The following is a 20,195-nucleotide window of genomic DNA, read 5'->3' as shown; positions in this document are numbered from 1 at the left end:
CCGCTCTGCAACTCATCCATCCGCGCTAGATAATTCTGCTCGAAGCAGAAGACACAACAGCAACCCGGACCTCGCGTAGCAGTGTCTTTCAAGTCCAGTCAAATGCCAGGTCAAAAGCTCCGGTGAGTCGAGCGCGCGGCGCCCTCACCGCTTGCTTTGGCAACACGGATCAAGCAGAAACCACTTACCCGTTCTCGAGCAAAAAGCGCGCCTTGCTGGCCTGTGCCTGCTCGGGAAACTGCTCCAGCAGCTGACGCAGCAAGCGCACACGCTGCGCGCCGTCCTGCAGCTCGCCGTGCCGCAGGGCCAGTACGAACCAGTGGTGCGCCAGCTCGGCGCGCGGCATCCCCGACTCGCCTTCCTTCAACAGACGTTCGGCATCGGCCAACAATCCCGTGCGCAGGCATGCGCCGATCAGTGCCATACGTGCCGATGGCGCGTACCCGATCCCGGCCTTGCTCAGTTCGGCAGCGACTGTCAGCTGGATGCGCGTCTGCTCGGCGTGGTGCGTGTGCAGCTGCAACAGCGTCTGCGCGTGCTGCACGGTGTCCTGATTGCGGCCGGCATTGCGCGCGGTGCGGTAGCGCGCCAGCGCCACGTCCAGGTTATGCGGCTGCTCGCTGGCCAGCTCCGCCAACAGGCGCTCGGCTTCCACGTTCTCCATGCGTCCCAGGTGCCGCTGCGCGCGCTCCCAGCGATCGTCCACCAGCACTGCCTCGCTCTCCTGCATGAAAGACGGGCGCGTGCGCCGCAACAGCACCAGCACGACACCGAGCAGGGCGCCACTGACCAGCCCACCGGCGTGTGCCTCGAAGGCGACACTGCCGTTGTCGCTCCATAGCAGGCTGTACAGCTCCCAGCCCAGCCACAGCGGCAGCAGCAAGATCGCCGGCCCGCGTACGTAATCGAATACCACAAAGAACCAGTAGAAGAAGCGCACCTTGCGCCTGCCCCAGACCACGCAGAACGCGCCCATCAAGGCAGCGATCGCACCGGAGGCGCCCAGGCCGCCACCCGGTGCGCCCCAGCGCCACCACAGGCTGGCCGCGCTGGCGCCGAACCCGCCGAGCAGATACAGCAGCAGGAACCAGCCGCTGCCGATCGCGCCTTCCAGCAAGGTGCCCAGCGCCAGCAGAAACAGCATGTTGCCCAGCAAATGATCGAAGCTGCCATGCAGGAAGGTGGCCGTCAGCATTCTCGCAGGTGACCACTCGGAGCTACGCTGCAGATGCCGTAGCGTGAACACCTTGGACAGGCGCGCATCGTAGGGCGCGCGCAAGGTGCGCCATTCGCGCTGACGCTGCTCGTCCTTGAACAATGCGCCGCTGCGCAATGCCTCTGTAAAGGCCAGGTCGTGCATCGTCAGCTGCGCCAGATAGGCAAGGCGTTGCCGCGCCGGCACGCTGCCCAGCTTGCCCTGGCGCGCAGCGCGCAACTTGGTGTCGTCGGTCTGCTGCAGATAGCGCTCGTGGGCTTGCGCCTCCAGTGCACCGAGGCCGGACTCGACGTAGTAGCGCACCGCGTTTTCGACCAGCGCGTCGTCCTTGCGCTGATAGCCCAGGTACACCACCACATTGACCAACACCAGCAGCAGCGTCACCCAGGGAATGTTCTGGCGCGACCAGGGCTTGTGCAGCGGCATCAGCAACATGACAACGTCCGTGTCCCAGAAAGCGCAAAGCTTCGCCGTGCGACGGCAGATGCGCAAGCCGGCCATGCGCGCTAGCATCGCGGCCCCGCTGTCCGATACACCGCCCATGAGCCGCTGGCGCCCGCCCGCCGAAAAAAGCACCGCACTGATCACGCCCGACGGCCACGCCCGGCTCAAGGCCGAGCTGGAAGAGCTCTGGCGCGTGCGTCGGCCGGAGGTGGTGCGTGCGCTGGCCGCCGCCGCGGCAGAAGGCGACCGCTCGGAGAACGCCGAGTACACCTATCGCAAGAAGCAGCTGGGCGAGATCGACCGCCGCGTGCGTTATCTGAGCAAACGGCTGGAAGCGCTGCGCGTGGTGGATACCGCACCGACCGATCCGCGCGCGGTGTTCTTCGGCGCACAGGTCGAACTGGAGGACGCAGACAGCGGCGAGCTGCTGCACTACCGCATCGTCGGCCCGGACGAAACCGACGCCGGACGCGGCTGGATCAGCATCGACTCGCCCTTGGCGCGCGCGCTGCTGAAAAAACGCGTGGACGACGAGTTCGAAGCGCAGTTGCCGTCGGGCAAGCACACCTTCGTGGTGGTGTCGGTGGATTACGCCAATCAGTAGGCGAATGATCGCACTCTGCTGACCTGCATGTAGGAGCGCACTTGTGCGCGATGGGGCGTTATCGATCAGGCCCCATCGCGCACAAGTGCGCTCCTACGGACAGGTGTGCAAGGACCAGCGTCCAGTTACACCATCTGCAGATTCAACGCGCGTCCCTGCTGGATTGCGACATTGGCCGGCAATGCATCGCCGAACAGATCGTGCTCGTCGCTGTCGGTGATTTCCACATCGACCAGGTCGCCGACCTTCAAGCCGCGCTCGCCGCCATTCTGGATATGCACCAGGCCGTCGATTTCCGGGGCGTCCGCGCGCGAGCGCGCCACCGCGATATCGTCTTCGATCAGGTCGACCAGGCATTGCTGCACGCTGCCGATCTTGGCCTCCAGCCGCGCGGCGGAAATCTCAGCCTGCCTGGCCATGAAGCGCGCCAGACGTTCCTGCTTGAGCTCTTCCGGCACCGGATCCGGCAACGCGTTGGCGCTGGCACCTTCCACCGGCGAATACGCAAATGCGCCGACGCGATCGAGCTGGGCCTGATCCAGGAAGTCGAGCATGGATTCGAATTCGGCATCGGTCTCGCCGGGGAAGCCGACGATGAAGGTGGAGCGCACCGTGATCTCCGGGCACATCGCCTTCCAGCGCTGCACGCGCTCGAGGGTCTTTTCCACCGCACCGGGCCGCTTCATCAATTTGAGAATGCGCGGGCTGGCGTGCTGGAACGGGATGTCCAGGTACGGCAGCAGCTTGCCTTCGGCCATCAGCGGAATCACATCGTCCACGTGCGGGTACGGATACACGTAGTGCAGCCGCGTCCACACGCCCAGCTCCGACAGGCCTTCGCACAGCGCCTTCATGCGGGTCTGGTACATGCGATCGCGCCACGGGCGCTCGGCATATTTCAGGTCCACGCCGTAGGCCGAGGTGTCCTGCGAGACCACCAGCAATTCCTTGACCCCGCCACGCACCAGGCGTTCGGCTTCGCGCAGCACCTCATCGACAGGACGCGAGGCCAGATCGCCGCGCATCGAGGGAATGATGCAGAAGCTGCAACGGTGGTTGCAGCCTTCGGAGATCTTCAGATACGCGTAATGGCGCGGGGTCAGCTTGATGCCGTAGTCGGGCACCAGATCCACGAACGGGTCGTGGCGCGGCGGCAATGCGGCGTGCACCGCCTCCATCACGCTCTGATAGTCCTGCGGGCCGGACACCGCCAGCACCTGCGGGTAGGCCTCGCGGATCTGTTCCGGGCGCTTGCCCAGGCAGCCGGTGACGATCACCTTGCCGTTGGCGTTCATCGCCTCGCCGATCGCATCCAGCGACTCGGTCACCGCCGAGTCGATGAAACCGCATGTATTGACCACCACCACGTCGGCAGCGTCGTAACTGGGCACGATGTCGTAGCCCTCCACGCGTAGCTGGGTGAGGATGCGTTCGGAGTCGACGAGCGCCTTCGGGCAGCCTAACGATATAAACCCTATACTCCTGCTATCCGACACAGCGACACCTGGCTCTATGGCTATAAAGGCCAAAGTTTACAGCTACTTGCGGTTCAGCGACCCGAAGCAGGCCGCCGGCAGCAGCGCTGATCGACAAATGGAATATGCGAGATGCTGGGCGGCCGAGCGCGGCATGACGCTGGATTCAGAGCTTTCAATGCAGGACGCAGGACTATCGGCCTATCACCAGCGCCACATCACACGTGGCGCCCTGGGCTTGTTCCTGCAGGCGATCGATGACGCGCGCATCCCTGCAGGATCCGTGTTGGTGGTCGAAGGGCTGGACCGCCTCAGCCGCGCGGAGCCTATCCAAGCCGAAGCGCAACTAGCGCAGATCATCAACGCCGGCATCACCGTCGTAACCGCTAGCGACGGACGGGAGTACAACCGCGAGGGGCTCAAGGCCCAGCCGATGGATCTGGTGTACAGCCTCCTGGTCATGATCCGTGCCCACGAGGAATCAGATACAAAGAGCAAACGCGTGCGCGCAGCGATTCATCGGCAGTGCCAGGGCTGGATGGCCGGCACGTGGCACGGACTCGTGCGCAACGGCAAGGATCCGCATTGGCTTCGTCTGGTTGACCAGCACTTTGAAATTGCGCCTGAGCGCGGGGAAGCGGTGCGCATTGCAGTAAGCATGTTCCGCGAGGGGCACGGTGCTGTTCGGATCATGAGAACCCTGGCTGACAGGGGTTTGCAGATCACAAACGGCGGCAACCCTTCCCAGCAGCTATACCGAATCGTGCGAAATAGGGCCTTGATCGGGGAAAAGGTGCTGGAGGTCGACGGGCAGGAGTACCGACTGGCTGGCTATTACCCTCCCCTGCTTTCGCCTGCAGAGTTCGCCGACCTGCAGCACCTGACGGCACAACGTTCACGCCGTAAGGGCACCGGTGAAATTCCTGGACTTATCACCGGGATGCGGATTGCATTCTGCGGGTACTGCGGAGCGGCGATGGTGGCTCAGAACTTGATGACGCGTGGTCGCCGGGAAGATGGACGCCCCCAAGACGGCCATCGGCGCTTGATCTGCGTCAGCAACTCCCAAGGAGGCGGTTGCCCAGTCGCCGGCAGCTGCAGCGTCGTCCCGATCGAGCACGCCCTGGTGACCTTCTGCGCCGACCAAATGAACCTGTCTAGGCTTCTAGACTTTGGGAATCGCGCAGACGGTATCGTCGGCCAGCTGACCGTTGCTCGTGTGCAGGTCTCGGATACCGCGACTCGGATAGATAAGATCACCGACGCCCTACTGGCTTCGGACGCCGGTCAGGCGCCGGCGGCATTCATGCGGCGCGCACGTGAGCTTGAGGCCGAGCTGGCAGAGCAGCAGAAGCGAGTAGAGGCGTTGGAGCACGAGTTGGCGGCCGTCGCCTTATCCCCAGAGCCAGCCGCCGCGAAGGCGTGGGCATGCCTCGTCGCAGGAGTCGAGGCACTCGACTATGACGCGCGCATCAAGGCCCGGCAGCTTGTCGCCGATACTTTCGACCGAATCGTAGTGTTCCATCGCGGCAGGAAGCCGGAACGTACGCGCTCGTGGAAAGGCACTATCGACCTGTTACTCATCGCGAAGCGCGGCGGCGCCCGACTGCTTCACATTGATCGTCAGACCGGAGGTTGGCAGGCCGGCGAACAGATCGACACAACACAAATCCCGCTGCCCCCGAAAATTGCGGACTGAAGCTTAGCTAGCGCGGCATCCGGGCGGCCACTTCAGCTCGGATCCTCGCCTCATCCCGCGTGGCCCACATAACGGTGCCACGTCGCCCCTGGTCGAAGCTACTGCAGTCGCGCTGGACAAAACGCGCGAAGGGCTCGCCGGGTGGCACCGGCCCTTGGCGCTCCAGCAGCACGTACCACTCGCCGGTGAGTTTCTGCACCATCCTGGCCACCTCTTCACCCTCGAAGAAAAGCGCCGTCGGTGGCCCCTTCGCTTCCTGCCAAGGCCTGTCCCAGCGGGAGCCGGGCGGCAGCACAGGCTCATCGCCGGGATCGACCGCACTCATGCGGCAGCCCCCCGTACAGAAGGCGTGCTCCTGGCTATCGCACTCGTTGGTCAACTGGTCGCCGCTCTCGAGCATGACCGAAGGCTGGTCTACCACCCACCAGCGCTTCCCGCCCGCCGCGTCGACAGGATCGAGGTTTGCCTGCGGAGCATCGTGGGGTCAGCGACATTGCGGGGGAACCGGTCGTAACGAGTGTGTCAGCCCCCCGTAAAATTGATCCAGCCATGACTAGAGGTGCATGCGAGCCGTTGTTGTAGTACTTGCGCCGAAACAGCGTGGCCGATTCGTTGAGCAGCGCGGACTGCATCGCCGGCATCCACTCGGGCAGGCCGTAGAGTTCTTGATCGACATCGGCTTCGCGCAGCTGGAACACGCTGCCCGGCTCGAACACGTGCTCGTCGTGCCAGGTGTGCACCTGGAAGTACTCGCCCTCGGTGATACCGCGCCGCATGTACTTGGACAGCGGCGCAGCCAGCGACAGCGCACCGCCCATGCGGTTGCGGTGCCGCTCAAGGTAGCCATTGCCCAGCGTGATCCAGTCCAGCGACAGCTGCTCGAAGGCCTCACGCGTCAGGAGCCGATGCGGCTTGAAGGTGCGCGCCAGCATGTTGCGCTTGAAGATCAGCCCGGACTGCAGGAACGGATTGCTGCGGGTGGTCTTGGACAGGCCATCCAGCGCCACCGGCGGCTCGTACCAGCGCCCGTTCTGCCAGCACTCCAGATAGTCCAGCACGCCGCGCCCATCGAGCACCGGCGTCGGGTCACCAAAGGTGAACGCCTCGGTGCGTGCAGGCACGGCTGGCGCTGCAGGCGCGGTCGCGGGCAGCTGGTCGGTCAACATCAAGAGATCTCCATGAAGCCGGAGTTGCGCGCGGTGCGCCCTTCCAGCGGTTCGTTCTGCAGCGCGTGGAACAGTGCCCACGCCAGGTCAGCGTGGCCGGTCTCTTCCGAGCGGCCAGCGGTGAAGGTGGATTGCCGGCCGCTGGCCGTCATGGTCTTGCGGATGGCCATCAACGACTGCGCCACGTCGGTCCAGCCGGCGTCGAACTCCAGCCGCCCGTTGTGGATCACGTCGAACGCCTTGAGCACCAGGCGCGTCTTGACCTCGGGCGAGTAGCTGAAGGTGACCAGATTCGGGAAGAACTGCTTTACCAGCTGCGCCACACCGCTGCCCATGCCGGTGGTGTCGATGCCGATATAGGTCACCCAGTAGCGGCGCGTGATGCGCTCGATCTCGGCGGCCTGCTTAGCGAAGTCCATGCCCCGGACCCGAAGGCCATAGCGATCGCGTCACGCGCACGCAGCGCGCCCTGCAGATCCTGGGCGTGAGCTGATGGTCACGCGCTTGATCATCCTGCTGGCGCTGATTGCACTGCTTGTCGGTGGCTGCGTGTGGCAGGAGCGGCGCGTCAGCATTGCGCAGAAAGACCGCGATACCGCGCTGCAGGCAAAGCGCCAGGCCGAGGCGGAACGCGACGACGCGCCAAGATGTGATACGCCCAGGGTTTCCTAGACATCCCAAGACCATGGAAAATGGCTGATTCGGAGGTGTCTATGAGCAGCAAGCGGTATACGGATGAGTTCAAGATCGAGGCGGTCCGGCAAGTGACTGATCGTGGGTTCAAGGTGGCAGAAGTCGCCGAGCGGCTGGGTGTCACCACGCACAGCCTGTACGCCTGGCTGCGCACGTTCGGCAAGCCTGGCGTAGTGCAGCGCGCCGAGGTGGACCAGAGCGCCGAGGTTCGGCGGCTAAAGGCAGAGTTGCGTCGAGTGACCGAGGAGCGCGACATCCTAAAAAAGGCCGCCGCGTACTTTGCCAAGGGGTAAAGGCAAAGTACGCCTTCATGCAAGCCCACTGCGGGGAATTCAGGGTGTGTGTGATGTGCCGGGTGTTGCGGGTCAACCGGGCGGGTTATTACGCCTGGTTACGCTCGCCCGACAGTGAGCGCGCCAAGGAAGATGATCGCTTGCTTGGACTAATCAAGCACCACTGGCTGGCCAGCGGCAGTGTTTATGGGCATCGCAAGATCACCACGGATCTGCGCGATCTAGGTGAGCGTTGTAGTCGCCATCGGGTGCATCGGCTGATGCGCACCGAGGGACTGCGTGCCCAGGTGGGCTATGGTCGCAAACCGCGCTTCCATGGAGGGATGCAGTGCAAGGCGGCTGCCAACCTGCTTGACCGACAGTTCGACGTGACGGAGCCGGACACGGCCTGGGCGAGTGATTTCACCTTCATCCGCACGCATGAAGGCTGGATGTATTTGGCTGTTGTGATCGATCTGTTTTCCAGGCAGGTCGTCGGCTGGGCGATGCGCGATCGGGCCGACACCGAGTTGGTCGTGCAGGCCTTGTTGTCTGCGGTGTGGCGGCGCAAACCCAACGCTGGTTGCTTGGTTCATTCGGACCAAGGGTCTGTCTACACCAGCGATGACTGGCGCAGTTTCCTGGCGTCCCATGGCTTGGTGTGCAGCATGAGTCGGCGTGGCAACTGCCACGACAACGCACCCGTGGAGAGCTTCTTCGGCCTGCTCAAACGCGAGCGGATCAGGCGGCGGACCTATCCCACCAAGGACGCCGCTCGCGCCGAGGTATTCGACTACATCGAGATGTTCTACAACCCCAACCGCCGCCACGGTTCAACTGGCAACTTGTCCCCTGTAGAGTTTGAACGGCGCTACGCGCAACGAGGGTCTTGAGTGTCTACGGAACCCTGGGCGTATCAAGCGTTCCTCAACTGCGCGATCGATTTCATGGATGTATACGACTGCTGTGACGATCCGTCACTCACGCCCATTCCTCTCGCGAAGAACACCCAAAAGCGCATCACACGCTTAGATCATCAGAAGGCACTCCTGAATCGCTCTTTAAGCCGAATAGATTTTAAGGTCGATCCGCCCCCGGATCCACAGCTGACAACCCGTGTGCTTGGCATGAAAAAAATAAAAGTCAAATGAGGGCAGGCGCAAGGCCTTTTTTGCGTCAGCCGCAGCGTCAAGCTCATCCATTCGCTTAGGTCAAAGCGCTAAACTTAGCCGCGTCAACGATATCCAAAGCATATGGATTGGCAGTGAAGTATCTCCAAAACCCTCGACGCTCATCAACAGAACGATCGTAAATTACTTTGAGATGCGAAACATCGAGACCGAGCCCTGCCGCTACCATTATCTCAATAGTAGAAGCAGCCTCAATGTAACCCATTGGCCGAAGCTTTTTTGCAGTTGCGTGCCACGGCGGGGAGCGCAATTCCTGAGGAGACAGTCCAGCGCGAGGGCTGTGGACACAAATGCTCCAAGCAGCGGCAGCGATTAGTTCAAGCTGACTTGCTGAAACGCGTGGCCAGACGAGAGCCTCCAAGATGAACTTGTTTAGGTGCAACCCGCTGATCATGCGGCGAGCGATCCAATCGAATACCATCGAATTCAATATGCCCAGACCAGCATACGCACTCAGCGCGTCTGGAAATTCAAGCACTGGCGCCGTGTTACCGCATTGCCAGCCTTCTGGCACTAGGCTGGCAATCATGGTTCTTGTGTTGGTTGAAGCGGTGACATCGCAGAACGCTACGCGCGGCGGAGCGTTCATTTCCACAGGCATCACATACTGTGGTGTGCAAAGCGCAAGTGGCCTAGCGCCATTCTCTTCCCAAACCGCAGTGCGGCCAGAGCCGGATACCCAGCTTTTCTGGGCACAATCGTATGCACCCACTAGACGGCCTTCCATCAAAGGAGCAAGCACAACTCCTTTTTTATTGCGGAATGTTCCATCCCTAAGCCTAGTTAGTCTCTCTTTGCTCACATGCTGAAAGCGGTCTCTTCCGAGACTTAAATCAACTTCGCGGCGATAGCGCACCCGACCCAGAGGACCAGGCTCAAACAGAGGAGTGCCTGAACTCAGAGCAGTTCGAAGCACATCCAGCTCACGCTTATGCGACAGCTCTGGAATGACGTGATATTTTCCGCCAATCAAGGCGATATCGCTACGGCGGAGCGGGATATGGGGCGCGTCAACCTCGCTGGGCTCCGTCGCAAAACTGCGCACCGACAGACGCTTAGTGCCTGCATTGGAACGCGTCGCTGCCAGAAGACCGAACTTGTAGCGCCCGTCGATTGGAAAATATCCCGCACGGTTCTCATAGCCAGTCCATCGGGCTATTTCGAATTGTTGGAAATAGCGCTCTCGCAGTTCCGCCATGCCCGCGTCAGACGCAAAGGCTGCCGGCAAAACCGCACCTAGTCGGCCGCCCTCAACAAGAAGATGAGGAACAAGCTCAACGAAACCCTTGAAGAGATTGCGGTCCCCTTTACCCTGGGCGCTATAAAGTGGCGGCAGTCCAGGCGCTCCTTCTCCGCAGACCGACATGCGCGTGATTGTTCTCGCTCGCTCCTCGTCGCCGTCCAAGCCAACGCTATGACGCAGCGATTCCCACGGGGGATTCATGAGAACTACGTCATACAGCTCTTGCTCGGACCACCAATCACGCGTGAGCGCGTTATCCAAGCGGATATTTTCACTGACTTGTTGAAGGCTCACACCGGCATCGGCGCCAGCTAGCCATAGCAAGAGACAACAAAGCTCCCTTGCACGCGGATCAAGCTCGACACCGTGCAACGAGAGGATGAAGCGCTTGAGGTGGTTCCTACTGCGCAGACGGCCGCGTTGTTCGATTGCAGCGAGGAGCAAGTTGCCTGCGCCGACACTGGGATCGACTATTCGGTGGATGCGATCCTCTGCCAGAGGCTCCAATGTGATCCGCGCCAACGCTGCGGCAAACGCGTCATGCGTGGCATATGCACCTAGGCTCTTCTGAGTGCTGGATGCTCGCTGATAGGAAGCAGCCCAGGAGTGCATCCCTTCCGGCGCTTTACCCAAAAAAGAAGCGCTAAGCGCGAGTTCGGCAACATGTTGCCAGTCGTGACTGTTGCCATCGAAATCAGACAGGGGCGACAACGCTAACTCGAGAATCGCGGATCGCGCATTCGCGCCAGTCCAACGTTTTGCCCCTTCCCGCGCGCCATGGCGAGATGCAGCAGCAATCAAAAGGTTAGTTGCCCGAAGCGGCTCCTCTGGGCAAACGACATCAGCAGCCCGATATACCGCGTCCCAAGCTACTGTCATGGCGATGAGGCAACCGAGGCATCACTCGCGTTGTCCCGCTCTGCATCAACACCATCAAGAAATGTAAGCAGCTCAATTGCCTGCGACTCAGCTTGAACGGGAGAGCGATACTTGAACAGATCTAACCCAACAGCCACAAGTTTCCTGGGAGTGTCACCAAACCCACAAGTATCCCACACCTGATGAGGAAAGGCTGCTGGATAGATCAGAACGGAGACCGGTGCTTGGCAGGCAGCAGCGGTGCTGAGTGCTTGGTAGATATGCCCTCGCTCAGGAACTCGCTGGTCAAACGCGACATACTTCGCCTCGAAAGCAGCCAACACCCGTCCCTCCTCAACGAGAAGCGCGTCAGCACTCGGATTGAAGGCTCGACCCACACCCACGGGAGACAGCAGCTGCACCTTGCTCTGCATTTGATAAGTAAGCGCTCTTCCTTGGCGAGCAGCAACTGCGACTAGCGATCGTAGTGTTCTTTCCAGAAGGGTCTCCAAAAGAGGCCAACCCTCAACCGCCAATCCAAAGCCTGTGTGATGCCCAGCAGCCCCCAACAATGAAGTCTTACTCAGGATTGCATTGGCAAGTGACCACGCAGGCTTATAAGCACTCCACTGCTCGGGGAGCGCCGAGCCCGCCCTGGTCTGGCTACTTGTGCCATTCGAGCCACTGCCTGGTGCTAAATCTCGAACCAATCGACGCAACCCATTGCTAACGCGTGAGTGGGTAGACGCAGCCGCGAGAGCCTTCGCAACGAAGATCAAGTTCTGCGTAAAGATATTGTCTGATACAAGAAGTGTCCGCGAGACAGGAAAGATGTGAGGACGCCACAACGCCGTCTGCGCCCAACGACTTACATCCAGTGTCCCTTGTAAGTAAGGAAGCTCGGACTTCCGACGCTCCATGATGGCAATTGGCCCTTCCTGTCGAAAAGCCCGCTCCAACCGATTGAGGTAGATGTCAGCCAGAACATCGAGCAAGGTGGCATGCGTCCGACTCGTCCCAGCTCTACGTTCCCCTGCGATATGGATGCCCTCGTCGCCTGTTAGAAGAGAGACAACGGCCGTTGCCCAATCTTCATTGGTGCTGACCTTAGGCGAAACTTGGATTGTCAAACCACGCCCAAGATCAATGGTCCCCAGCACATTTTGCAGACGCAGGAGCCCACCCTGCTCATATAGCAGCTTGAAACTCGGCGTTAATTGAAGGCGAAGCAATTCTACTGCTGCCCTCAGTCGCTCTGCATCTGCATTGGATAGCGCAAAGTCTACCCCTTCAATGACTTCGATAGTCCTCACTATCAATCACGGGCAGTGGCGAGCAAGATACGAAGTTGCTTCGCAGGATCGAAAGCGCCGATTTCTCGTAAAACGAGCCTCTTAGGAGCGATGCTAGCAAGTGCAGACGGTGCCGAACGCCAGTAGCCTAAGGTGTCTTCGGTAGCCTCCCGGTCACTGGAAACCCCTGCTGAGTCTTTGATTCCGAGCACCACTGCTAGAACATCATCTTGATCAAGGAACGTCGTGCGCAAAGTCGGAACGATTTTAGTATCCATTGCAATGGATAGGAGGCGCAAACGCTCAGCAGTGTCGCCTATACCCGCATTCCAAATGAGAGCATGTCCTAGTAAGAAATCCTCACCTAAGCAAAACTCGATGCGGTCATTAAGGGTTCGAAGAATTCGAACAGCAAGCAACGCGACATCATCCGGTGTCCAATCGTCAGCGCTCTGGCTTGAAGGAAGATCCCTGTCAGCGTTCCCGACATCTTCAAGCAGGCGTCTCATCAACAGATCATAGTCCGGACCCACTCGAATGACGCTAAAACGGCGACGCATTGCAGCATCAAGGGGCGCAACTGAGCGATCAGTGCTATTCATCGCAGCCACAATGTGAAGCCCTGCCGGGAGCCTCAATTCTGAATCGAATTGCTCCTCTTCTGCCTGGTCCCGCCTGTAAATCGGGGCAACCATCATCTCTTGGTTGGGATAAGGACGGGAGATGTATGACCCAGCCCTTCCCGCGCCAGAACGCTTATCGCCATCCAAAAGTCCAAGCGTGTCGCCAAAAATCGCAGCAGCCGAACCACGATTGAACTCATCTAAAATCAAGAGCGCCTTTCGTCCAGGGTCAGCGGAAGCCCAGTGGCCCAAAGACAGCAGCGGCCCAGCCTTAGCTTCAAGCTTGATTGCGCCCTTACTGGTTGAGCTAGGAAAGAGTCCGGCTACGAACTGCTCATAGCTATACGCGGGGTGAAAAACCAAAGCCTCGCTTCGCAAGTCAGAAACAGTCTCTTGTTCCACCTCGGAGCCATCGGTCCAGTTGCCAGGCCAAGAATCTGGATCAAATTGCGGAGCCTTGGGAATTGATCGATAGTGTTCTCGCAAATCTTCCAAAGCGACGCTCTTGCCGGTTCCCGGCGGGCCGACAAGGAGCACATTCGGTTCGCGCTCCAACGCTTCGAGCACCGCTTTGACGACACCCGGAGCGCGAGGCTCCCGCTTCTTGGGTTCTTCCCATCCAATCGCTCCAAGCCCAGCACTTGGGGGCAGAGCGTTGATTGCAACCATAACTTCCGAAGGGAGCTGATCCAATCCGCGATCTTGAAATTCGGATGGTGGGTTTTCAAAGTAAACTCGCGTATGAAGCTTAGCGCCTTCACCCGCCAGCTTTACAGCAATTAGCCAAGGCTTCGTATTGCGGCCATTTATCGCATCAAACACTGCGTTAGCATCGGCCTCCGTTTGCAAATCAGCAGCCCCTTCCAAGCTGGTTTCCGGATTTGAGCCGAGCTGACCGACACGCCAAGGAGAAGGTGGCTTGTTCGTTTCCCATCCCAAGTGGGGACGGTCGGAAGAAAATAGAAGGTAGCCGTCTATCTGACCGCCATCGGGCCAAGCGTAGGAAAGATTGACTCGATCGCCAGCAAATCCTAGCGCATCAGCAACTATCGAAGCTGCCTTTGCATTAATCTGAAAATAGTCCTTGCTGTAACTACTGCTGCTCCGCAAGCGCCCGTAGAGCGCCTTAAAATTGGACAGGTTGTATCGCGCAAAGATCACGGCACGAACGCGCTGCTGGCTCATCGATTCGGCCCTCCTACAACAATGACTTCTGGCGAATCCTTAGGCTGAATATGTCGCTTGGCCTGAGCTGAGACAGAGCGACGCGTGGTGAACGAATAAACCTTGGCATGAGAGAAAATTTTACGAATGTGCTCATTGTCCCTATTTGAAACAATCCAATGCACACCTCGCTTGGTTAGGCCTTCGCATAAAAAAGCCAGCTCTTCCAAATCGGCTATTCGGAAGCGCTTCCCGTTGTAGCCAGCGAATTTACTGGTATCAGAAATGGGCAGGTATGGCGGATCCAAATAGACAAAATCGCCAGGCTGTGCACGACTGATTGACTGGCGGAAATCCTGCTCAACGATTTCCGTATCCTTCAAGGTATCTGCCACTGCTTTCAAAGATGCAAATTCAATACCCCTAAAAGCACGCGCTCCCCAAGGCACATTGAAAACACCCCAGCGATTTTCGCGCCAAAGTCCGTTCCATGAAGTCTGATTCAAATAAAAGAATCGAGCGGCACGCTCAAGAGCTTGCGTCGGAGCTTCGGCGCGGATGACATAATACTCATCCTCTCCCTGCCTATCCAGGTAGGGTTGAAAGCGATTGAAGAGCGCGCGCGGCCTCGCCTGCACTGCCCGCCAAAGATTAATGAGTTCACCATTTAGATCAGATAGATAGCACTGCTGTGCACGCGATCGAACCGCAAAAAAAATTGCGCCGGAGCCTAAGAATGGCTCATGGAAATTTCTAAAATTTTTCGGAACATGTGGAAGAATTGCACTCAACAATCGTGTTTTACCACCTGCCCACCGCAAGAAAGGCTTACATTGAGGCCGATCATAAAGGACATCTGAAAGCCCCAATTCTTCACCTGCAATAGACCCCAGCTCTTCATCTTGAACGGACAAAAAGTGGGAAATAGCTTCGTTCATTATTTTTCAACCGCTATGTGCACGACTGACGTCGATACTTGTTGAGTTCTCAGAAGTCGCACGACTCTTACGACCAGATGATGGAAATACATCCGCATGGTTCTCAGCGTCAAAATATCCCTCGATGAGAACCTCTAACATGTTGGACAACGTCCTATGTTCCCGACCAGCTGCTTCGCGCAGAAGCTCTTTAACCCGGGGGCTCATCCTCAGATTCACGACCTCTGTCTTGCGCTCAGACATGCGCCTCACCCTTGTCTTTACAATGTGTAGACGATACAGGCTCAAACTCGCTCCTTCAATGCACGCACGGCCACCTGTTTGCAGCATGGAGCCTGGCAGAATCACAGGCTGAGACTAGCTAGCGCGTAGCTTTTAGAAGATGGACACTAAGGGCAGCGCCATTGAGCCCATATCCGAGCCGCCCCAAGCCGGGGGAGTGCTTGCTCAAACCATTGAGCTTTTCTGCAACGGTGAAATCACGGCTATATGCCGCATGGTGCTCGTCATCCAATTCATGACCCACGATCTGCGCGCGCAGCTCTGAGGAGCACCCAGCCCCTTGCAATTCCTGGATCATCGACTTGCGAAGCGAGTGGAACCCACGCTTGGCCTTAGGCCAGTCCTTGCCAATCTCACCCAGATAGCGGCTAAACGCCTTCGTGATCCAGTTCCCCTGCCCGTTCATGGCGTCTGCCTTGGCCTGGGGGAACAAGCGCTTGTGACCAGCAGCCTCTCGGCTCTCCACCCAGTCCCAAAACCCTAGTCCCAGCAAATCCGGATGCATCGGCACCGTGCGCAAGCTCGCTTCGGTCTTGACCTTCTGATGTTCTCCTTCGTCCGAAATCCGGATGCAAGGGATGTTGTCCTCCTTGAATATATCCGCCACCAGCAGTTGCCCAACCTCGGAGGCGCGCGCCCCGGTGTAAAGCCCGATGAGCGCCGCCCAGCGCGCATTCGGCGAGAGCCATGGAAAATTGACGGGGGAAAAGATTGCCTGAATTTGCTCATGGTCAAAAGCCCTGAATCCAAGCTTCCGTCGAGCCCGCCGTTCCCTTGCCGAATAGCTCACATGACCCTTGGCCGGATTGTCGCCTTGCGGGTAGTGACCGGAGACCATGGCCCAATCGAAAAATCCTCCCTTCCCGCCCATGTAGCTCTGCTTGTTCGTCAGCGTCGGCGTGGACGCGCCCTCCTTCCGCATCTGCTGATACCAGCGAGCTAGGTCTGACCGCGTGATCGTCTGGATCTTCGTCTTCTCACCCAGGTAGTCCACCAATGCTTGGATGGCCGACTTCTTGATGACATAGGTCTTGGGCACCGTGCGGCCCTTCAAGGTCGCCAACCACGCATGCCGCGCCTTCCCAAGTGTCATTGGCTCAAGGGTCGAGCCGAGCTTGGCGGCATACGCTGCGATGGCCAGTGGCGACGCCGGCAGTGGGACTGGTCGTTCGCCTTCCGAGCAGAGGCCTTCGTGGAGTTCTCGAAACAGCCTCACGCCTTTGGTGCTGTCGATTTGCCAGCGCTCATGCACCGTTCCGTCTGGCGTCCTGGTTCGATGCAAGGTCAGGTTGCGGAAGGGTGTTGCAGCAGAGGCGGATGCCACCAAGGCGGAAGCGTCTGCCTGACTGCGCTGATCCAACCCGTCGTCCCGCAACCGCGCGAACAGCCGCTCGTAGTGCGATGCCAAGGTGGCCGCGCGCAGTTGCGCCTCTTCCAAAACGGTCGTGTGCAAGGTGCGCTTGATCGCCTGCAAGCCAAGCAGCGGTTGGAGGTCAGCGGGAACCCGCTGCCGAAAGGACCATCGACCGGAGGGCAACGAACGCGACAAATACTGAGGGATACGCATCAACAACGAACCGGTTGCGCACTGCCTTGCCTCCCTTGGAACCCCTGTTGGGCTCCGAAAACGACGACAGCGCGGACCGATCAACCTCTCAAACCGAGTGCGGGGCCAGCACTATCGCCGGAGGCAACTGGTGGTCAAGGTTGCGGCTTCGCTTTGCGCGAGCCGCTGTCAGCAGCCGTGGACTTGGCCTATCGCCAGGCCCTGAGGCATCGGTCTCGGAGTGCGGCAAGCCAAGACGCGGCAGCAAGCTGGACTGCTGAGCAGCCATCTCAGAGGGGGCTACCGATCAAGCGGTGCGGCCGGCTGGCTTGCCGCACCTGATCGGCAGCGCCATTCCCCACTTCCTCAGCCCAGGACTTTAGGTATCATTTGAGGTATCAAAGCAAGCTTAGCTGGAAGACCCGAAATGCTTTAGGGTCAATGGCTTGCGTAAGGGCGTCTTCAGGCTCCGCCCACCTCCACCAAACAACGGTCCTAAGACGACCGACTAAGGCCGGGACTCCTCGATGCAGAGGACTTCCGGCCTTTTTCATGGGCGATACCCTGCCGTGGTGACGCATGATCAGCAGCGACATGGCGCTGACAGAATGCCGCATCGCGTGTTGCCCTGCAGCCCGTGCATCGCAGACGACTGCAGGCTTACCTGCTGAGTCAATTAGTGACGTGGACGGTCTGTTCGGTGCGTTCGGCAGATGCGGTTGCGACGACGTTGTCCGCGTCATGCGCCGGCACTGCATCGCCACGCAGTTGATCGAAGAGCGCGAGCAGTTCGGTGGCTTCCTGCTGCAGCAGGACCAGGGCACTTTTGTTGGGCTCTTGCATGTCGCTTCCGTCGAAGACGCTCCCCAGCGTTCTTCCGGAACGGAAGCAAACGGTGTGCCAGCTCATCTGGCGCTGAGGAGTGCCGGCTTGGTCGATGCGACCAGACGCGCATGCGTCTCAGGCGGATTCGAGCTGCCGTTGCGCTTCGGCGTGCATGGCTTCCAGCGTCACCATGCCGGCAACGCGGGCGGCGGCCATGGCGCTGCGGTGATCGGGAAACGTGGCGGAGAGGACGCTGCCTGCCAGGTCGCCGGCGCTTGCGGCACCAATCAGGGCGATATGCCAGTCGGCAACCCAGCCGCGACTGGGGCCATCGCCCTGAGCAGCGCGGCAGGTCAATTGATAGCTACCTAGAAAAATGACCAATCTGTTACCCGGCTCGATGACGAACGCGAAGGATACCGCCGTGCCGGCGCCAGAGCGACTTCAACCCCTTCCCGCAGCTGACTGGCAAGCGAAGTGAGCATGGGCACGCGTCTTGCATCGGACTTCAACAGATAATCGGTGTGGGGGAAACACGGTGTTGACCAAAAAAGCAAAACGCCACGCCGCCGGCGCCTTGTTGCTAGGGGGGATAATCTTCGTCCTGATCGGAGTGGTCGGTTATTTCACCGCGCAACGTTCGTTGTCCGATGCCGGCTGGGTGACGCATACGCAGGAAGTGATCGCCAGCATCGACGAGATCCAGGCCGGGGTGCTGTCGGCGGAGTCGTCGGCGCGTGGCTATGTCTTGACCGACAACGAAGCGTTTCTCGGCGTGTACGCCGATGCGATTGGACGACTGCCCGAGCGCATCGTGCGGCTGGATGCATTGGTGCAGGACAACCCGGTTCAGCGACGCAACGTTGTGGCGCTTGGACGCCTGGTGGACTTGCGCCTGGTGCAGATCAACGACCTTTTGCACAGCTATCGCAAGCAGGGCCTGGATGGTGCGCGTGCTTCGATCGCACGTGGCGTGTTCCAGACCTCGTCTTCGCTGCGCCGCCAGGTGCAGACCATGACGCAAGTGGAGCGCCGCCTATTGGTAACGCGCACCGACACCAACACGCGCAGCGCACAATTGGTGCTGTGGGTCACGGTGGTCGGGATTTTCAGCGGCTTGCTGGTGATGTTGCTGGCCTACCGACTGCTGTCGCGCGAACTGGAACGACGCGTGCTCGCCGAAGACGCGGCCAGCGCGACCAACGAGCGCCTGATCGAATCGCTCGCCACGCTCGAACGCACGTCGGCGGGGCTGGAGGCGCTGGCACGTTACTCGGGCCTGCTGCAGAACTGCCGCAATGCCGAGGAGGCGCTGGAAATCACCGCACGCACGATCGCTCCGCTGATCCCGGGCGTGGCCGGCGCAGTCTATCTGCTGCGCGCCTCGCGCGATCGTGCCGAGCAGGTGGTGGCCTGGGGCACGATGGCCGACGACGACAACGCCAGCATCGCCCCGGACACCTGCTGGGCCCTGCGTCGCGATCGCACGCACGTGGTGGAAGACGCCAGCCAGGGCATGCTCTGCCAACATGTCGGCGCCAATCTCCCGGCGCATGCGAGCACCGCCTGCATCCCGTTATCGGCTCAGGGGACGCAGTTGGGGATGTTGGCGCTACGCAGTGAGGATCCGCGCGATCTGGCCTCGTTGACCGTGGCCGAGGCCGCGGCCGAACAACTGTCGCTGGCGTTGCACAACCTGCGCCTGCGCGAAACGCTGCGCCAGCAATCCATTCGCGATCCGTTGACCGGTCTGTACAACCGCCGCTATCTCGAAGAGGCGCTCAATCACGAACTGGCGCGCTGCACGCGGCGGGTACAACCCTTGTCGGTGCTGATGCTGGACGTGGACCACTTCAAGCAGTTCAACGATCTGCACGGCCACAGCGGCGGCGACCGCGTGCTGGCGGCGATCGGCGAATTCCTGCTGGCGCAGACGCGCGGCGAAGACATCTGCTGCCGCTACGGCGGCGAGGAGCTGACGATCATCCTGCCGGAAGTCGATCTGGCGACCGCCTGCAGGATGGCCGAGAAGCTGCGTGCCGGCATCGAGTCGCTGCAGGTGATGGCCGATGGCGTTTCGTTGCCGAAGGTCAGCGCCTCGTTCGGTGCGGCCAGCTTTCCCCAACATGCAGGCAATATGGCGCAGTTGCTGCGGCGCGCGGACGAGGCGCTGTACCGCGCCAAGCAGGCCGGACGCAATCAGGTGGTGAGTGCGGGCACCCCGGCTGCAGGCTAAGGCATGCCGTTATCGGCATTGAATCTGCGCCTGCAGGCATACCTTCGTGCCGTGCCCTCCAATACAAGCGTTTTTGTGCCCGCGCAGACCAGGATTCAAGCGCAACTGCGCCCATCCGCATCGGTTGGAATCAGGCCAGCGCCTGCCAGCATGCCGTCGACGCGCGTCCGCACATAGGCCGCGTCCTCGGCTGCGGCACTGCTCAATAGGGCCTGGGCACGCGCCTGAAAATCAAGATAGTCAAAATCCGCGTCTTCATCGGCGGACAGCTGCGGCAGTTCGTCCTGCAGCGCATCCAGGCGCGTGTCGAGTTCTTCGCGTGTGGGCATGGCAGACTCCAACGGCAAAGACGCTACGGTTGCGGCACGGCCGTCAAGGATGTGCGAAGCCCGGCGCGGCAACGCTTCATTTTCCTACCCGTTGCCGCGG

Annotated in this window: 17 protein-coding genes and 1 pseudogene; 5 read left to right on the top strand and 13 right to left on the bottom strand. The window is 60.1% G+C overall.

Going from position 1 to position 20,195, the window contains the following annotated elements; genetic code table 11:
- Positions 1-184 precede the first annotated feature (184 nt).
- On the bottom strand, positions 185-1,651 hold the full coding sequence (locus XARJCFBP2528_RS01870; RefSeq protein ID WP_026064857.1) for a rhomboid family intramembrane serine protease: 1,467 nt from the start codon (positions 1,649-1,651) through the stop codon (positions 185-187).
- A gap of 106 nt (positions 1,652-1,757) precedes the next feature.
- On the opposite strand from XARJCFBP2528_RS01870, the gene greB reads away from it, so the two are divergent.
- Positions 1,758-2,264: a transcription elongation factor GreB gene (greB, locus tag XARJCFBP2528_RS01865; protein WP_026064858.1), complete on the top strand. Its 507-nt coding sequence runs from the start codon at positions 1,758-1,760 to the stop codon at positions 2,262-2,264.
- A gap of 125 nt (positions 2,265-2,389) precedes the next feature.
- On the opposite strand, the gene rimO is transcribed toward greB, so the two are convergent.
- The gene (rimO, locus tag XARJCFBP2528_RS01860) at positions 2,390-3,760 is read right to left on the bottom strand and encodes a 30S ribosomal protein S12 methylthiotransferase RimO (protein ID WP_026064859.1); all 1,371 of its coding nucleotides are present in this window, start codon (positions 3,758-3,760) and stop codon (positions 2,390-2,392) included.
- Between rimO and XARJCFBP2528_RS01855 the strand changes: the two genes are divergently transcribed.
- Complete coding sequence (locus XARJCFBP2528_RS01855) at positions 3,690-5,438, top strand: recombinase family protein (RefSeq protein ID WP_039816384.1); 1,749 nt, start codon at positions 3,690-3,692, stop codon at positions 5,436-5,438. The two genes, rimO and XARJCFBP2528_RS01855, sit on opposite strands and share 71 nt — an antisense overlap.
- A gap of 7 nt (positions 5,439-5,445) precedes the next feature.
- Here the strand turns inward: XARJCFBP2528_RS01855 and XARJCFBP2528_RS01850 are convergent, their stop codons facing one another.
- From XARJCFBP2528_RS01850 to XARJCFBP2528_RS01840, 3 genes and pseudogenes are all read right to left on the bottom strand, one after another.
- Positions 5,446-5,763, bottom strand: a complete 318-nt coding sequence (locus XARJCFBP2528_RS01850) for a hypothetical protein (protein WP_026064860.1) — start codon at positions 5,761-5,763, stop codon at positions 5,446-5,448.
- 223 nt (positions 5,764-5,986) lie between these two features.
- Positions 5,987-6,604, bottom strand: a pseudogene (locus tag XARJCFBP2528_RS01845) (phage portal protein); the annotation flags it as partial.
- Entirely contained in the window at positions 6,604-7,023 is a 420-nt protein-coding gene (locus XARJCFBP2528_RS01840; protein WP_016905074.1) for a phage terminase large subunit family protein, read from the bottom strand. The gene XARJCFBP2528_RS01840 and the pseudogene XARJCFBP2528_RS01845, both read right to left, overlap by 1 nt.
- 85 nt (positions 7,024-7,108) lie before the next feature.
- Between XARJCFBP2528_RS01840 and XARJCFBP2528_RS01835 the strand changes: the two genes are divergently transcribed.
- Together XARJCFBP2528_RS01835 and XARJCFBP2528_RS01825 are read left to right on the top strand one after the other, a co-directional pair.
- The gene (locus XARJCFBP2528_RS01835) at positions 7,109-7,276 is read left to right on the top strand and encodes a hypothetical protein (RefSeq protein WP_162200814.1); all 168 of its coding nucleotides are present in this window, start codon (positions 7,109-7,111) and stop codon (positions 7,274-7,276) included.
- A 41-nt stretch (positions 7,277-7,317) separates the two neighbouring features.
- Positions 7,318-8,462 (top strand): IS3 family transposase gene (locus tag XARJCFBP2528_RS01825; RefSeq protein WP_155410685.1). Its coding sequence is split into 2 segments (ribosomal slippage): positions 7,318-7,555 and positions 7,555-8,462, totalling 1,146 coding nucleotides; the frame shifts between segments, so codons are not numbered across the junction.
- Between the two features lie 313 nt (positions 8,463-8,775).
- Here XARJCFBP2528_RS01825 and XARJCFBP2528_RS21870 read toward each other — a convergent pair.
- The 7 genes from XARJCFBP2528_RS21870 to XARJCFBP2528_RS01805 all read right to left on the bottom strand — a co-directional run bounded on the left by XARJCFBP2528_RS21870 (position 8,776) and on the right by XARJCFBP2528_RS01805 (position 17,914).
- Positions 8,776-10,713, bottom strand: a complete 1,938-nt coding sequence (locus XARJCFBP2528_RS21870) for an HsdM family class I SAM-dependent methyltransferase (RefSeq protein ID WP_157789096.1) — start codon at positions 10,711-10,713, stop codon at positions 8,776-8,778.
- 164 nt (positions 10,714-10,877) lie between these two features.
- Positions 10,878-12,173, bottom strand: a complete 1,296-nt coding sequence (locus XARJCFBP2528_RS21865) for a 5-methylcytosine restriction system specificity protein McrC (protein ID WP_157789098.1) — start codon at positions 12,171-12,173, stop codon at positions 10,878-10,880.
- A 2-nt stretch (positions 12,174-12,175) separates the two neighbouring features.
- The gene (locus XARJCFBP2528_RS21860) at positions 12,176-13,960 is read right to left on the bottom strand and encodes an AAA family ATPase (RefSeq protein ID WP_080591404.1); all 1,785 of its coding nucleotides are present in this window, start codon (positions 13,958-13,960) and stop codon (positions 12,176-12,178) included.
- Positions 13,957-14,877 (bottom strand): DNA adenine methylase, encoded by a 921-nt coding sequence (locus XARJCFBP2528_RS21855; protein ID WP_087962409.1) that lies wholly within the window; start codon positions 14,875-14,877, stop codon positions 13,957-13,959. The genes XARJCFBP2528_RS21860 and XARJCFBP2528_RS21855 overlap by 4 nt, the downstream gene beginning before the upstream one ends.
- 361 nt (positions 14,878-15,238) lie before the next feature.
- Positions 15,239-16,726 (bottom strand): DUF6538 domain-containing protein, encoded by a 1,488-nt coding sequence (locus XARJCFBP2528_RS01810; protein WP_039809532.1) that lies wholly within the window; start codon positions 16,724-16,726, stop codon positions 15,239-15,241.
- A gap of 651 nt (positions 16,727-17,377) precedes the next feature.
- Positions 17,378-17,614, bottom strand: coding sequence for a hypothetical protein (locus XARJCFBP2528_RS23120; RefSeq protein ID WP_126750688.1), 237 nt, complete (start codon positions 17,612-17,614; stop codon positions 17,378-17,380).
- A 51-nt stretch (positions 17,615-17,665) separates the two neighbouring features.
- Positions 17,666-17,914: a hypothetical protein gene (locus XARJCFBP2528_RS01805; RefSeq protein ID WP_026064779.1), complete on the bottom strand. Its 249-nt coding sequence runs from the start codon at positions 17,912-17,914 to the stop codon at positions 17,666-17,668.
- A gap of 154 nt (positions 17,915-18,068) precedes the next feature.
- Here XARJCFBP2528_RS01805 and XARJCFBP2528_RS01800 point away from each other — a divergent pair, with 154 nt between their 5' ends.
- Positions 18,069-19,766, top strand: coding sequence for a sensor domain-containing diguanylate cyclase (locus XARJCFBP2528_RS01800; RefSeq protein ID WP_039809535.1), 1,698 nt, complete (start codon positions 18,069-18,071; stop codon positions 19,764-19,766).
- A gap of 95 nt (positions 19,767-19,861) precedes the next feature.
- On the opposite strand, the gene XARJCFBP2528_RS01795 is transcribed toward XARJCFBP2528_RS01800, so the two are convergent.
- A complete protein-coding gene (locus XARJCFBP2528_RS01795) occupies positions 19,862-20,167 on the bottom strand; it encodes a hypothetical protein (protein ID WP_024938939.1) in 306 nt (101 codons plus the stop codon).
- Between the last annotated feature and the right edge of the window lie 28 nt (positions 20,168-20,195).

This window comes from Xanthomonas arboricola pv. juglandis (assembly GCF_001013475.1).
GTDB lineage: Bacteria > Pseudomonadota > Gammaproteobacteria > Xanthomonadales > Xanthomonadaceae > Xanthomonas > Xanthomonas arboricola.
The sequence above is the reverse complement of the archived record's forward strand: the minus strand, read 5'-3'. Positions and strand labels throughout refer to the sequence as shown.